12 protein-coding genes are annotated in these 13457 nt (G+C 66.1%); 11 read left to right on the plus strand and 1 reads right to left on the minus strand.

The genetic code is table 11. From position 1 onward, the window contains the following. Window positions 1–163 precede the first annotated feature (163 nt). The 7 genes from Q7V45_RS01400 to Q7V45_RS01430 all read left to right on the plus strand — a co-directional run bounded on the left by Q7V45_RS01400 (window position 164) and on the right by Q7V45_RS01430 (window position 7054). Entirely contained in the window at window positions 164–1201 is a 1038-nt protein-coding gene (locus Q7V45_RS01400) for a 2Fe-2S iron-sulfur cluster-binding protein (protein WP_304845732.1), read from the plus strand. Then, a complete protein-coding gene (locus tag Q7V45_RS01405) occupies window positions 1198–2157 on the plus strand; it encodes an SDR family NAD(P)-dependent oxidoreductase (RefSeq protein WP_304845735.1) in 960 nt (319 codons plus the stop codon). Before Q7V45_RS01400 ends, Q7V45_RS01405 begins: the two co-directional genes overlap by 4 nt. Window positions 2158–2256: 99 nt before the next feature. Further along, window positions 2257–2679, plus strand: coding sequence for a putative toxin-antitoxin system toxin component, PIN family (locus tag Q7V45_RS01410; protein WP_304845738.1), 423 nt, complete (start codon window positions 2257–2259; stop codon window positions 2677–2679). Further along, window positions 2676–2897 carry a ribbon-helix-helix protein, CopG family gene (locus Q7V45_RS01415; RefSeq protein ID WP_304845741.1) on the plus strand — a complete coding sequence of 74 codons (222 nt, stop codon included), beginning with the start codon at window positions 2676–2678 and terminating at the stop codon, window positions 2895–2897. Before Q7V45_RS01410 ends, Q7V45_RS01415 begins: the two co-directional genes overlap by 4 nt. 198 nt (window positions 2898–3095) lie before the next feature. Beyond that, a complete protein-coding gene (locus Q7V45_RS01420) occupies window positions 3096–3932 on the plus strand; it encodes an alpha/beta fold hydrolase (protein WP_304845744.1) in 837 nt (278 codons plus the stop codon). A 9-nt stretch (window positions 3933–3941) separates the two neighbouring features. Next, window positions 3942–5477, plus strand: coding sequence for a M81 family metallopeptidase (locus Q7V45_RS01425; protein ID WP_304845747.1), 1536 nt, complete (start codon window positions 3942–3944; stop codon window positions 5475–5477). An 11-nt stretch (window positions 5478–5488) separates the two neighbouring features. Next, window positions 5489–7054: an ABC transporter substrate-binding protein gene (locus tag Q7V45_RS01430; RefSeq protein ID WP_304845750.1), complete on the plus strand. Its 1566-nt coding sequence runs from the start codon at window positions 5489–5491 to the stop codon at window positions 7052–7054. A 146-nt stretch (window positions 7055–7200) separates the two neighbouring features. On the opposite strand, the gene Q7V45_RS01435 is transcribed toward Q7V45_RS01430, so the two are convergent. Then, window positions 7201–8079, minus strand: coding sequence for a pirin family protein (locus tag Q7V45_RS01435; RefSeq protein ID WP_304845753.1), 879 nt, complete (start codon window positions 8077–8079; stop codon window positions 7201–7203). Window positions 8080–8698: 619 nt separating this feature from the next. On the opposite strand from Q7V45_RS01435, the gene Q7V45_RS01440 reads away from it, so the two are divergent. The 4 genes from Q7V45_RS01440 (at window position 8699) to Q7V45_RS01455 (ending at window position 13416) form a co-directional block, all read left to right on the plus strand. After that, window positions 8699–10003, plus strand: coding sequence for a peptidoglycan DD-metalloendopeptidase family protein (locus Q7V45_RS01440; RefSeq protein WP_304845756.1), 1305 nt, complete (start codon window positions 8699–8701; stop codon window positions 10001–10003). A 130-nt stretch (window positions 10004–10133) separates the two neighbouring features. Then, entirely contained in the window at window positions 10134–11165 is a 1032-nt protein-coding gene (locus Q7V45_RS01445; protein ID WP_304845759.1) for an amino acid ABC transporter substrate-binding protein, read from the plus strand. Between the two features lie 119 nt (window positions 11166–11284). Continuing rightward, the gene (locus Q7V45_RS01450; RefSeq protein ID WP_304845762.1) at window positions 11285–12298 is read left to right on the plus strand and encodes an amino acid ABC transporter substrate-binding protein; all 1014 of its coding nucleotides are present in this window, start codon (window positions 11285–11287) and stop codon (window positions 12296–12298) included. A gap of 80 nt (window positions 12299–12378) precedes the next feature. Beyond that, window positions 12379–13416, plus strand: a complete 1038-nt coding sequence (locus Q7V45_RS01455) for an amino acid ABC transporter substrate-binding protein (protein ID WP_304845765.1) — start codon at window positions 12379–12381, stop codon at window positions 13414–13416. Window positions 13417–13457: the final 41 nt, after the last annotated feature.

Genomic DNA, 13457 nt, shown 5'->3' on the forward strand with positions numbered 1-13457 from the left:
GGACTATAGCGAACGCGCCGACGCGCGCACCTTCTCCAGCAGGTCGATCAGGGTTCCCGTTTCGGCGGTCGAAAGGCCGGTCGAGTGCCGCAGGTGGACGGCCCTTCGCCGGAACGCTAGACGCGGACTGTTTCGGAAGCACACCCATTCGCTGGCGCACCAGATGAGTTTCAAAGTTCGCATCGCCTCCGCCGACCGCACGATCGACGTGCCGACCGGCGCCACCATCCTGGAAGCCGCGCTCGATGCCGGCATCTCCTATCCGTTCGGCTGCCAGTCCGGGAACTGCGGCGCCTGCAAGTCGCATCTCGTGAAGGGCGAGGTGGCGATGGAGGGCTATTCCGAGTTCGCGCTGTCCGACGAGGAGAAGGACCGCGGCCTGATCCTCGCCTGCCGCGCCGTGCCGTGGGACGAATGCGAAGTCGCCTGGCTTGAGGAGGATGACCTGATCGTCCATCCGCGCCGGCTGCTCACCTGCAAGGTCGTGTCCCTCGACGACGCCACGCATGACATCAAGCGCATCCGGCTCGAGCTCGTCTCGGGCGGCCCCTTCGACTTCTCGGCCGGCCAGTTCGCCTCCGTGACCTTCGAGGGCTGCCCGCCGCGCGACTACTCCATGGCCAACGTGCCGGGCGACCCGATCCTCGAATTCCACGTCCGCCGCACGTCGGGCGGCGCCACCAGCGCCCATGTCGCGGAGAAGCTCAGGGTCGGCGACCAGGTGAGGGTCGAGGGCCCGTTCGGTGCTTCCTACCTGCGCGAAAGCCATCGCGGCCCCATCATCGCCGTCGCCGGCGGCTCGGGCATGGCGCCGATCAAGTCGGTCGTCGAGCGCGCCCTGCAGAAGGAACTGCCGCAGCACATCTATCTCTATTTCGGCGTCCGCAACGAACGCGACCTCTATCTCCACGACCACTTCGCGGCGCTGGCCGAGAAGCACAGGAACCTGCATTTCATTCCGGTGCTGAGCGACGGCGGCGATTCGAGCCTGCGCCAGGGGCTGGTGCACGAGGCGGTCGCCCAGGATTTCGACGAGGTCGACGGATGCACGGCCTATCTCGCGGGCCCGCCGGTGATGGTCGAGGCCGCGACCCTGCTGCTGGAACAGCGCGGCATGCGGCGCATCGATATTCATGCCGACGCCTTCTACACGGCGGCCGAGATGGCGAGCCTGGCCAAGAAAACCGGAGCGGAGCAATGAGCGGTCTGCTGCCGGGGCGCGTCGCCATCGTCACCGGCGCCGGCCGCGGCATCGGCCGCGCCATCGCAGAGTCGCTGGTGACCGAAGGCGCCAAGGTCATCGTGGCCGACAACGGAACGTCGATCGCTGGTGATGGCGGCGATCCAGAAGTGGCGCGTACGGCAGCCAAGGAACTGAACGACAAAGCAGGTGCCGGGAGCGCCGTCGCCTTCACCGAAAGCATCGCCTCGCCGGGCGTCGGCAAACAGCTCGTCGACCTCGCGGTCAAGACCTTCGGCGGCATCGACATCGTCGTGAACAATGCCGCCATCCTGCGCGACGCTTTGGTTTTCCGCTCCGATCCGGCCGACTGGGACGCGGTGATCCGCACCAACCTCTCCTCGGCCTTTTACCTGATCAACGCCGCCTCGCGCGTCATGCGCGACCAAGGCAAGTCGGGCCGCGGGGGCCAGGATAACAAGGGGGACGCCTACGACTGGGGACGCATCGTCAACATCGTCTCCTCGGCCGGACTCTACGGCAACCTGGGCCAGGCAGCCTATGCCAGCGCCAAGGCCGGACTGTTCGGGCTCACGCGCGCCACCGCGATGGACCTCGCGGAGGCACAGATCACGGCCAACGCCGTGGCGCCGTTCGCCCGCACCCGCGTCACCGACATGATCCAGCCGGCCGACGAGGCACAGAAGACCTACAAGGAGCGCGCGCTGAAGATCGGCGCGCACGATGTCGCCAACCTGGTGACGGCGCTCTGCTCGCCCGACGGCAAGGCCATCACCGGCCAGCTGCTGGGCGTGCGCGGCCGCGAGGTCTTCCTGTTCGGGCAGCCGCGGCCGGTCGCACGCCTCGAAGCCGGTGCGCCGGAGACGCTTGCGCAGGACGTGCTGGACAAGCTCGGCGGCCAGTTCACCGATCTCACGACCGATCTCGAAGCGTTCAATACCGACCCCCTCGTCTGAGGAGAGCGACGATGCCCTCGGTCATCGTCGTCAAGACCGTCGAGGAATTGCATCTTCAGACGGCTGGTTGGATGGTGGCAAATTTGCTACCATTCTTTTGTGATCATCGTCGTCGACACCAACGTCTTTATCGGAGCCTGCCTCGGGATCGGCGCGTCGAGCACCGTCGTCGCCGCATGCTTGCAAAGGCGTGCAGTGCCGCTGATGGGTTCGGCATTGCTGGCGGAATACGAAGATGTCCTCGGGCGCAGGTCTCTGTTCGCGCGATCGCGGCTGTCTGCAAAAGAGAGAAGCGAACTCCTGGATGTCTTCCTGGCGCACTATGAATGGACGCGTATTTACTTCGGCTGGCGGCCGAACCTGCGCGATGAGGCGGACAATCACCTTATCGAACTTGCCTTGGCAGGGGGCGCAAGCCACGTCGTGACGAGAAACGTTCGCCATGTCGGCCGGATGGAACTGAGATTTCCTCAGCTGTTTGTCGTTACGCCCGAGAAATTCATCAAGGAGCATACAGGATGAGCGCACTTACTCTTCGTTTGCCCGATGACAAGCATGCGCGCCTCAAGTCCCTCGCGCGTCGCCGAGGTACCAGCGTCAATCGTCTCATCGAGGAAATGGCGACCGTCGCCATTGCGGAGGCCGATGCCGAGGCGCGCTTCGCCCTTCGGGCCGAACGCGGGCGTGGCAAGGCGGCCCGTGGCCTTGCGCTGTTGAGGAAGGCCGCTTCTTCCAAGTGACGCGGATCCTCGCGCTGCCCTGACGCGATCCATGTCGCGGCCGGTGCTGTGTCGCAGGCGGTCTTTCAGCTGGCCGTGGCGCACCTTGCCGGCGAGGAAGGCTCGCCGTTCGAAAGCAAGTTCCATCTGTTCGCGGCGGGACGCTGGCCGCTATGCATCGTGGGCTCTAGTCTGATCCTCTTGCAGAGGAGAGGCTCCATGAGTTCCTACGCCGCGCCGTCCCGCACCGTCGGTCGGCTGAAGCGCCCGTTCGGCAATCTCTACTACGAGGTCTCGGGCAACGGACCGGCGGTGATCTTCGCGCATGGGCTGGGCGGCAATCACCTGAGCTGGTGGCAGCAGGTGGCGCACTTCGCGCCCCGCTACACCTGCGTGACCTTCGCCCATCGTGGCTTCGCGCCGTCCGATCCGGTCGCCGGCGGCGTCGATCCGGCCGACTACCCCGGCGACCTCGCCGCCCTGATCGATCATCTCGGCCTTCCCGACGTACGCCTGGTCGCGCAGTCGATGGGCGGCTGGACGATGCTGGAATATGCGCTCGCCCATCAGGACCACGTGAAGGCGCTGGTGCTGAGCTCGACCTCGGGCACGCTCGACCGGCGCGGCAGCGATCCGTCCGGCGGCACTGCATACGATGCCTGGCTCGCGGCGGCCGAAACCACGATCGCCGCCGGCATGGCGTGCGGCATCCACCCGGCGATCGGCAAACGTGCGGCCGAACGCTTCCCCGCGCTTCATCTCCTCTATCGCAGCATCGACGAGATGGCGGGCGCGCTCGACAAGGAGAAGCTGCGGGCCGGACTGCGCCGCACCGCAACGCGCACGCTCGCCGACCTCACGACGTTTCGCGTGCCCACGCTGCTGATCGCCGGCGGCGAAGACGTCGTCTTCCCGCCCTTCCTGGCAAGCGCCATCGCGACAAGCCTGCCCTGCGGCCACGCCGAGACCATCGACGACGCCGGGCACTCGCCATACTTCGAGCAGGCCGCTAGATTCAATGCACTGGTCGACGCGTTCCTCGCGCGACCGCGCTAGGAGGTTTCTTTGTCCCAGGACAATCCGCGTATCGCCGTGCTCGGCTTCGCCATCGAATGCAACCGGTTCGCGCCGGTGACGACGGCGGAGGATTTCGAGCATGACGTCGACATCCGCGGCAATCGCATCGTGAGCGAGGCGCGCTCCGGCAAGTCGATCACCATGCCCGACCTGCCCGGCTTCTTCACCGAGATGGATCGCACCGGCAACTGGACCCCGGTGCCGCTGCGCGTCTCGCTGGCGCAGCCCGGCGGCCCGGTCGAGGAACAGTTCTTCAAGGCCTATCTCGCCGAGATCGAGGCCGGCCTGAAATCGGTCCTGCCGGTCGATGCGATCTTCGTCTCCTGCCATGGCGCGGCTCTGGCAGAGGGAACGGACGATCCCGACGGCGACCTGTTCGAAATGCTGCGCCGCGTCGCCGGTCCCGAGGTGCCCATCGTCTCTGTGTTCGACCTGCACGCCAACGTCTCGCGGCGCATGACCGACAATCTCAGCGTCTTCGTCGGCTATCTCGAGAACCCGCATGTCGACATCTACGAGCGCGGCGTCGAGGCGGCCAGGCACATGCGCGAGCTGCTGGCCGGTACGCGCACCGCGGTCGAGATGGTCAAGATCCCGCTGGTGCCGCCGCAGATCGCCCTGCTGACCGCGCGCGGCCCCTATGCCGACCTCATCAAGTACGGCCAGACCAAGGTCGGCGGAGACATCCTCAACGTCTCGGTGATGGCGGGCTTCGCCTACAGCGACAGTCCCAAGAACGGCCTCACCGCCGTCGTCACGGCGCGCAACGGCAACGCTAAGGCGGCGGCCGACCTGGCGCTCGACATCGCCCAGCGCGCCTGGGGGACGAGGGAGCGCTTCAAGCGGGAGATGATGACTTTGGCCGATGCGGTCCAGCACGCTACCGCCATCGGCCGCGACAAGCGCCGCAAGCCGATCATCCTGGCCGACGTCGCCGACAATCCCGGCGGCGGCGGACGCGGCAACACCACCTATCTCCTGCGCGCGCTCAAGGGGGCGCGGGCCCAGGGCGTCTATTTCGGCGTGTTCAACGACGCGGCGCTCGCCGCCCAGGCGCACGAGCTGGGCGAAGGCGCGATCTTCAACGCCTCGTTCAACACGCAGGAGCACCATGAATTCTCCCTGCCCTTCGATTGCGAAGCGAAGGTCGTCAAGCTCTCCGACGGCCAGTATGTCGGCCGGCGCGGCGTGCTCAGGAACGTTTCGGCCGACATGGGGCCGTCGGTGCTGCTCGATCTCGGCGGCATCCTCATCGTGGTCATCAGCATCCGCTGCCAGTGCATGGATCCGCGCCAGTTCGAGATGTTCGGCCTGGACATTGCCGAGGCCCGCACGGTGGTCGTGAAGAGCCGCGGCCACTTCCGCGGCGGCTTCGACGAGTTCTTCAAGCCGGAACAGATCTACGAAGTCGACTGTCCGGGCTTGACGTCGCCGGTCCTGGCGAACTTCACTTGGACCAAGCTGCCGAGGCCCGTCTACCCGCTCGACGAAGAAGCGAGCTGGAGTCCTCCGACATCAAATTAAGGGAGCCTTTCATGCTGCGTCGTGCTCTGTTTGCCGCCTTGGCGTTGTTCATCGCAACGCCCGCTTATGCCCAGCCGAGCAAGACGCTGAAGGCCGTCATGCACTCGGATCTCAAGATCATCGATCCGGTCTGGACCACCGCCTACATCGGCCGCAACCACGGCTACATGATCTACGATACGCTGTTCGCTCTTGACGCCAAGCTCGAGCCGCGGCCGCAAATGGTCGAGAGCTGGACGGTGAGCGACGACCAGCTCACCTGGACCTTCAAGCTGCGCGAGGGCCTGAAGTGGCATGATGGACAGCCGGTCACCGCGGCGGACGTGCTGCCGTCGATCAAGCGCTTCACCGACAAGGACACGCTGGGCGGCCTCATGGGCAAGCAGACCCGGGAGATGAAAGCGATCGACGACCGGACCTTCCAGATCGTCCTGAAGCAGCCCTACGGCATGATGCTGAGGACGCTGGCCAAGCCATCCTCGGTCCCCCTCTTCATCATGCCCAAGCGGGTCGCCGAGACGCCGGTGACCCAGCAGATCTCCGACACGACCGGCTCGGGCCCGTTCATCTTCAAGCGGGACGAGTGGAAGCCCGGCGAGAGGGTCGTCTACCTGCGCAATCCCGACTACAAGCCCCGTGCCGAGCCGCCTTCGGGATTGGCCGGCGGCAAGGTCGCCAAGGTCGACCGCGTCGAGTGGGTGTCGATCCCCGACACACAGACCGCGATCAACGCCCTGCAGCAGGGCGAAATCGACATGATCGAGCAGCCCTCGCACGACCTGCTGCCGGTGCTCGAGAAGGACAAGAACGTCGAGATCGTCATTCCCGACCAGCTCGGCTCGACCTACATCCTGCGCTTCAACTGGAAGCAGCCGCCGTTCAACGACGTGCGTTACCGGCGCGCCGCCATGATCGCCCTGAACCAGAAGGACTTCCTGCAGGCCGTCATCGGCGATCCGCGTTACTATAAGGTCTGCAAGGCCATGTTCGGCTGCGGCACCCCGCTCGAGAACGCGGCCGGCACCGACGGCATCCTGGAGTCGCGCTTCGATGAGTCGAAGAAGATCCTGAAGGAAGCCGGCTACGACGGCACGCCGATCGTGCTGCTGCAGTCGACCGATCTCGCCGTCCTGACCAACCTCGCACCGGTCGCCAAGACGCTCCTGGAGCGCGGCGGCTTCAAGGTCGACATGCAGTCGATGGACTGGCAGACGCTGGTCGCCCGGCGGGCCAAGAAGGTTCCGGTGGCCGAGGGCGGCTGGAACATCGCGATGACGGCGGCGGCCGCGGTCCTGCTGATCGACCCGGTCAACAACCACTATGCCGAGGCGAGCGGCGACCGCGCACAGTTCGGCTGGCCGCTCGACGAGGAGATCGAGAAGCTGCGCCTGGCGTTCGTCGGTGAAGGCGATGCGAAGAAGCAGTTCGAGATCGCCGAGCAGGTGCAGAAGCGCATCCTGGAAGGCGGCGTCACGGTGCCGCTCGGCCAGTTCCTGCAGCCCATGGCCCGGCGCAAGGGCGTGACGGGCAACATCGAGTCGCCCATCACGGTGTTCTGGAACGTCGAGAAGAAGTAGCCTTCCCGTCGTCTCGACCGGAGCCTCGCGTAGCGAGGCGTAGTGGAGAGACCTTCGTTCGACAAAAAGCCGCCAAATCGCGGAGAGAAGGTCCCTCCACTCCGCGCTGCGCGCTCCGGTCGAGACGACGGGTCCTTCGTACAGATCTACCGGTCCGGCAGCGGGATGAACTCGGGGTCCCCTGCCACCATGGCGAAGCGCTTCTCGCGCCAGTCTTCCTTGGCCTTCTCGATCCGCTCCTTGCTCGAGGAGACGAAGTTCCACCAGATGTGACGCGGGCCGTCGATCTTGGCGCCGCCCAGCAGCATCGCCTTGGCGCCTTCCGGACCGGCCAGCACCTCGACCGTCTGGCCGGGCGCCAGCACCGCGAGGTCACCGACACCGAGCTGGCTCTCGCCGACCACCATCATGCCCTCGGCGAGGTAGATCGCGCGCTCCTCGTGATCGGGCGTGATGGCCAGCGTTGCGCCGGCGGTCATCTCCACGCCGACATAGAAGATCGGCGAGAAGTGGGTGGTGGGCGCCGTGCGACCCGCATAGGTGCCGACGATCAGACGCAGCGAGGCCCCACCCTCGGTCCAGGCCGGCAGCCGCGCCGCTTCGATATGCTCGAAGGCGGGCGCCGTCTCCTCGTGCGCCCTGGGCAGCGCCACCCAGGTCTGGACGCCGTGCATGCGGAAGCCGGTGGCCCGCATCTCCGGCTCGGTCCGCTCGCTGTGGACGATGCCGCTGCCGGCGGTCATCCAGTTGACGTCGCCCGGACGGATCGCCTGCGAGTAGCCCAGGCTGTCGCGATGGTAGATGCCGCCGTCGAACAGGTAGGTGACCGTGGCCAGACCGATATGCGGATGCGGCCGGACTTCCATGCCGCCGCCCGGCGGCACGTCCATCGGGCCGAAATGGTCGAGGAAGATGAAGGGCCCGACGGTGCGCCGCTTGACGCTGGGGAGCACGCGGCGGACCGCGAAGCCACCGCCCAGATCGTGGGCGCGTCCCTGGATCAGAAGGTCGATCGGATCGGCCATCTCGTTCTCCTGCGCCTGTGCTGCAACCAACGCGTCCCGCGGGCACCGCGCCGTCATGCAGATGCTCCGTCAGGCCGGTTATGGCGGAAGGGTCGTGCCGGTCAATCCCAGGGGGGATCGATACTCGGTTAAGAGTCGGTGACCGCGATCACTGCCATGGAGCTCGCGATCGACCTCGCGGTACGGCATGACGGGCACTGGCCCCGGCTCCGCGGCCGGGGTGCGGGCGCGCTATCCGATTCTTCGCAAATGCAGCAATCGGAAAGGTTGCCCACTGTGACCTTTAGCGATTGAAAACACGTCTGAGCGTGAAATCATAACCTTTTCAACATGTTAGGGACCTTGCGCGGGTGTTGCATTTTTGCAACTTTTTGTTGGACTTGTGGATACTCCGTGGCCAGTATCGTTTTCAAGCGAGGCACGCGGGGGCACCGACCGGGGGAGGTCGGTGGGTCGTTGGTCGCCTCACCTGTCAATCAGTAGCGTTCAATGGAACGGGAGCGGCCGACCGATGACGTCCACCATGACGCGTTTCCAACGCGCCCATAGCTGGCGAACCGTCCGCAGCCTCATGGCAGCGACCTTTGTGATCTCTTCGACTTTTTGTGCCGTCGACGCGATGGCCCAAGTAAAGGCCCCGCCCAAGAACCAGTTCAAGAAACCCGCCGCAAGGCCCGCGCCGGCCGTCCCCAGCGAGGATGTGCAGGCCTTCTCCATCGCGGCCGACAGCTCGGTCGCCCAGCAACTCGTCAGCCTCCACGTCGACCCCAACGACGCCCAGGCCGCCGCCGACGCCGTCGGCAAGGCGTTGAGCCAGCCCGAGGTCAAGGCCGCCAGTTCCGGCCGTGCCGTGCTGGCCCCCCAGGGCGCCGGCCAGCCCAAGCGGCTGGTCTCCCTTCAGCTCTATTCGAACAAGTCGCTGGCCGTCGACCTCTCCCGCAGCGCCGATGGCGCGTTCGGCTTCAAACTCGCTCCTGGCGCCACCGAGGACGACGACGAGCGAGTCTCGAGCCTGCCGGGCTCCGCGCCGCCCAGTACCAGCCCGGGCGCCCGCGCGGTAGTTCCCGATTCGGTCAAGACAGTGAAAGCGAGCAGCGCCACGCTGGCGACCAGCCTCGCCCCGACGGGTTCCAATCCGGCCGCTCTGAAGGAACTGACCCAGGCACTCTCCGGCTTCGCGCCGGCCGCCGCCAGGATCGACGTCGTCCAGGGGCGCACGATGGATGGCACACCGCGCATCCTCGTCGCGAGCCTGGGCGACGGCACCGCCAGGCAATCCTTCTGGTGGTTCGCTCCCCAGAACCAGCCCGAGGGCTGGTTCGACGATCAGGGCCGCCGGCTCGGTGGCACCGCGCTCGCCAATCCGCGGCCGGAGGCCCGCCAGTCCTCGCCGTTCGGCACGCGCCGGTACTATGGCCGCAAGAGCGGCGGCGGCTTCCACAACGGCATCGACTTCGAGGGCAAGACCGGCGACCCCATCTACGCAGCCGCCGACGGCGTCATCAATCACCAGGGCTGGTACTTCAACTACGGCCGTACGGTGAAGTTGAGCCACGCCGAAAACTTCGAGACGCTTTATGCGCACATGTCGCGCTTCGCCGAGGGGATGGGCCCCGGCATACGCGTCCGAAAGGGGGACCTGATCGGCTATGTCGGCTCGACCGGCCGGTCGACTGGCGCGCACCTTCACTTCTCGGTGATCGTGAACGGCCAGTTCGTCGACCCCCAGCCCTATATCTCCGGGAATGGCGGCAGCAGTGCGCTGGGGGGGGAGCAACTCGTCTCCTATCGCCAGTGGCAGCAGGAGATCAGGCGGGCCTCCGAGCGCAGCCGCGGCAGCAGCGACAATCGCCTCCAGGGCCTGCAGGGTGCCGATCCGTGGTCGTCCCACCCCTTCTCGTCGCGCGCCGCCGACCGCCTCTGAGCGGCAGCGATCGAGGGCTCGGCGCCGTTGCGCCCGCAAGATTGTTCGCCTACGAATTGCGTCATCGCTTCTGAACGGTCGCACCAGGCGGCCGACGGGAACGTCACAGGCAACCACGAGGGATGACAAAATGCTCAAGAAAATGGCGGCCGGCGTCGTCACAGCCGGTCTGATCGGTGTCGCCGGTACGGCCCATGCCGGCAAGGATCTCGATGCGGTGAAGGCACGCGGCCAGCTCATCTGCGGCATCGCCACGGGCGTCGCGGGCTTCGCCCAGCAGGACGACAAGGGCAAGTGGCTCGGCCTGGACATCGATGTCTGCCGCGCGGTCTCGGCGGCGATCTTCGGTGACGCCGAAAAGGTCAAGTACGTCCCGACCACGGCCCAGCAGCGCTTCACCGCCCTGCAGTCGGGCGAAGTCGACATGCTCTCGCGCACCACGACCTACACGCTGACCCGCGACACCGCGCTCGGCCTCGAGTTCACCGGCATCAACTATTACGACGGCCAGGGCTTCATGGTGCCGAAGAAGCTCGGCGTGAAGAGCGCCAAGGAGCTGAACGGCGCCACCGTCTGCGTCCAGCCGGGCACGACCACCGAACTCAACCTCGCCGACTATTTCCGCGCCAACAAGATGACCTTCAAGCCGGTCGTCATCGAGAAGGTCGAGGAAATCCGTGCCGCCTTCTATGCCGGCCGCTGCGACGTCTACACGACGGACGCCTCGGGCCTGTACTCGACGCGCGCGGCGAACACCCCGGCGCCGCTCAAGCCGGACGACTTCGTGATCCTGCCGGAGATCATCTCCAAGGAGCCGCTGGGACCGGTCGTCCGTCACGGCGACAACCAGTTCACCGACATCGTGCGCTGGGCCTTCTACGCCATGGTCGAGGCCGAGGAGCACGGCATCACCTCGAAGAACGTCGACGAGATGCTGAAGAGCGACAATCCCTCGATCAAGCGCATCCTCGGCGTCACGCCGGGCATGGGCAAGGCACTCGGCGTCGACGAGAAGTGGGTCTACAACATCGTCAAGCAGGTCGGTAACTACGGCGAGAGCTTCGACCGCAACGTCGGCATGGGCTCGCAGCTCAAGATCGCCCGCGGCCTGAACGCGCTGTGGACCAACGGCGGCCTGCAATACTCCCCGCCGATCCGCTAGCCTCCGGAACACGACAAGACGACGAACCGCCGCCTGAAAAGGCGGCGGTTTTCGTTTGGCCGTTGCAAACGGCCCGGCAATACGGGCAGTCTCGGACCGGGGAAGTGTCGGGGGACACAATGTTCAAGTTGACGCTGTCGGTAATCGCCGCTTTTTCGACTTTGGCGGCCACGCAGGCCATGGCCGGTCCCGTCCTGGACGCCGTCAAGGCACGGGGTCAGCTCCTGTGCGGCGTCAGCGCGGGCCTGGTGGGTTTCATGCATGCCGACAGCCAGGGTGTCTGGCGCGGGCTCTCGGTCGACATGTGCCGTGCCACGGCGGCCGCCTTGTTCGGCGACGCCAGCAAGGTGAAGTACATCCCGCTCGAGCCGCAGAAGCGCTTTCCGGCCCTCGAAGCCGGCGAGGTCGATCTCCTCGCCTCCAATTCGACCGCCACGCTGGGCCGCGACGCCGGCGCCGATTTCGTCGCGATCTACTACTATGACGGCCAGGGCTTCATGGTGCCGCGCAAGCTCGGCAGGCGCGTCATGAGGGATCTCGACGGCGCCAAGGTCTGCGTCCAGCCCGGTACGACGACGGAGGCCAACGTCGCCGACTATTTCCGCCAGAACAAGATGAGCTTCACGCCGGTGCTGCTCGACAAGATCGACGATCTGCGCACCGCCTTCTTTGCCGGGCGCTGCGACGTCCTCACGGCAGACGTGTCCAACCTCTACGCGACAAGGGCGGCCTATGCCCCCAACCCGAGCGACTACACGATCCTGCCCCGGACCATTACCAAGGAACCCCTGGGCCTGGCGGTCCGCCACGGCGACAACCAGTTCGGCGACATCGTGCGCTGGTCGCTCTATGCCATGATCGAGGCCGAGGAATACGGGATCACGTCCCGGAACGTCGACGAGGCGCTGAAGAGCGAGAATCCCACCTTGAGACGCATCCTCGGCACGGCGCCGGGCATGGGCAAGGCGCTCGGGGTCGACGAGAAGTGGGCCTACAACATCGTCAAGCAGGTCGGGAACTACGGCGAGGTCTTCGACCGCAACCTCGGGCCCAACACGGTGCTCAAGATCCCGCGCGGCATGAACACGCCTTGGCGCGACGGCGGCATGTTGTACGCCCCGCCGATCCGATGACCGACCCGTAATTTTGGCCTGCGGCTTGCAAGCCTGCGGAAGAAGGCGGCATTGTGGGTTCAAGAACAATGGGAGGTGAAATGCGCACCAGGATCGTGGCGGCAGTTGCCGGATTGGCCGCGTCGGTAGTCGGCTTCGCCGGGACCGCCCAGGCGGGCAAGGATCTCGACGCCGTCAGGGCACGCGGCACCGTGAATTGCGGGGTGGGCATCGGGACCGCAGGCTTCATGCTGGCCGACAGCCAGGGCAAGTGGAAGGGTCTCTCGGTCGACGTCTGTCGCGCTGTCGCGGCCACCATCTTCGGCGATTCGGAGAAGGTCAGGTACGTTCCCCTCACCTCCCAGCAGCGCTTCACCGCGGTCCAGTCGAGCGAAGTCGACATCGTGATGGGCAACGCCACGTACACCCTGACGCGCGACACGGCGCTGGGGCTCGATTTCACGGGCATCTACTATTATGACGGCCAGGGCTTCATGGTGCCGAAGAAACTCGGCGTGAAGAGCGCCAAGGAGCTGAGCGGCGCCACCGTCTGCGTCGCCCCCGGTACCACCACCGAACTCAACCTCGCCGACTATTTCCGCGCCAACAAGATGACCTTCAAGCCGGTCGTCATCGAGAAGGTCGACGAGATCCGCGCGGCCTTCTTCTCCGGCCGCTGCGACGTCTACACGACCGATGCGTCGAGCCTGGCCGCCACGCGCGCCGCCAACGTGCCGCCGCCGCAGACCATCGACGACTACGTCATCCTGCCGGAGATCATCTCGAAGGAGCCGCTGGGACCGGTGGTGCGCCACGGCGACAACCAGTTCGCCGACATCGTGCGCTGGGCGCTTTACGCCATGGTCGAGGCCGAGGAGCACGGCGTCACGTCCAAGAATGTCGACGAGATGCTGAAGAGCGACAACCCGTCGATCAAGCGTATCCTCGGCGTCACGCCGGGCATGGGCAAGGCGCTCGGCGTCGACGAGAAGTGGGTCTACAACATCGTCAAGCAGGTCGGTAACTACGGCGAAAGCTTCGACCGCAACGTCGGCATGGGCTCGCTCCTCAAGATCGCCCGCGGTCAGAACGCGCTGTGGACCCAGGGTGGCCTGCAATACTCCCCGCCCATCCGCTGATGCGGGGAGACCGAGGCCGGGGATGGCGGGTTTTGCCCCGT

Origin of the sequence: Reyranella sp., from assembly GCF_030651995.1 — a bacterium.
Lineage (GTDB): Bacteria > Pseudomonadota > Alphaproteobacteria > Reyranellales > Reyranellaceae > Reyranella.

Coding starts and splice junctions, on each gene's coding strand:
- Q7V45_RS01445 (WP_304845759.1), top strand. CDS start 10,134: ATGCTCAAGAAAATGGCGGCCGGCGTCGTCACAGCCGGTCTGATCGGT.
- Q7V45_RS01420 (WP_304845744.1), top strand. CDS start 3,096: ATGAGTTCCTACGCCGCGCCGTCCCGCACCGTCGGTCGGCTGAAGCGC.
- Q7V45_RS01405 (WP_304845735.1), top strand. CDS start 1,198: ATGAGCGGTCTGCTGCCGGGGCGCGTCGCCATCGTCACCGGCGCCGGC.
- Q7V45_RS01415 (WP_304845741.1), top strand. CDS start 2,676: ATGAGCGCACTTACTCTTCGTTTGCCCGATGACAAGCATGCGCGCCTC.
- Q7V45_RS01440 (WP_304845756.1), top strand. CDS start 8,699: ATGGCCCAAGTAAAGGCCCCGCCCAAGAACCAGTTCAAGAAACCCGCC.
- Q7V45_RS01450 (WP_304845762.1), top strand. CDS start 11,285: ATGTTCAAGTTGACGCTGTCGGTAATCGCCGCTTTTTCGACTTTGGCG.
- Q7V45_RS01435 (WP_304845753.1), bottom strand. CDS start 8,079: ATGGCCGATCCGATCGACCTTCTGATCCAGGGACGCGCCCACGATCTG.
- Q7V45_RS01430 (WP_304845750.1), top strand. CDS start 5,489: ATGCTGCGTCGTGCTCTGTTTGCCGCCTTGGCGTTGTTCATCGCAACG.
- Q7V45_RS01455 (WP_304845765.1), top strand. CDS start 12,379: ATGCGCACCAGGATCGTGGCGGCAGTTGCCGGATTGGCCGCGTCGGTA.
- Q7V45_RS01400 (WP_304845732.1), top strand. CDS start 164: ATGAGTTTCAAAGTTCGCATCGCCTCCGCCGACCGCACGATCGACGTG.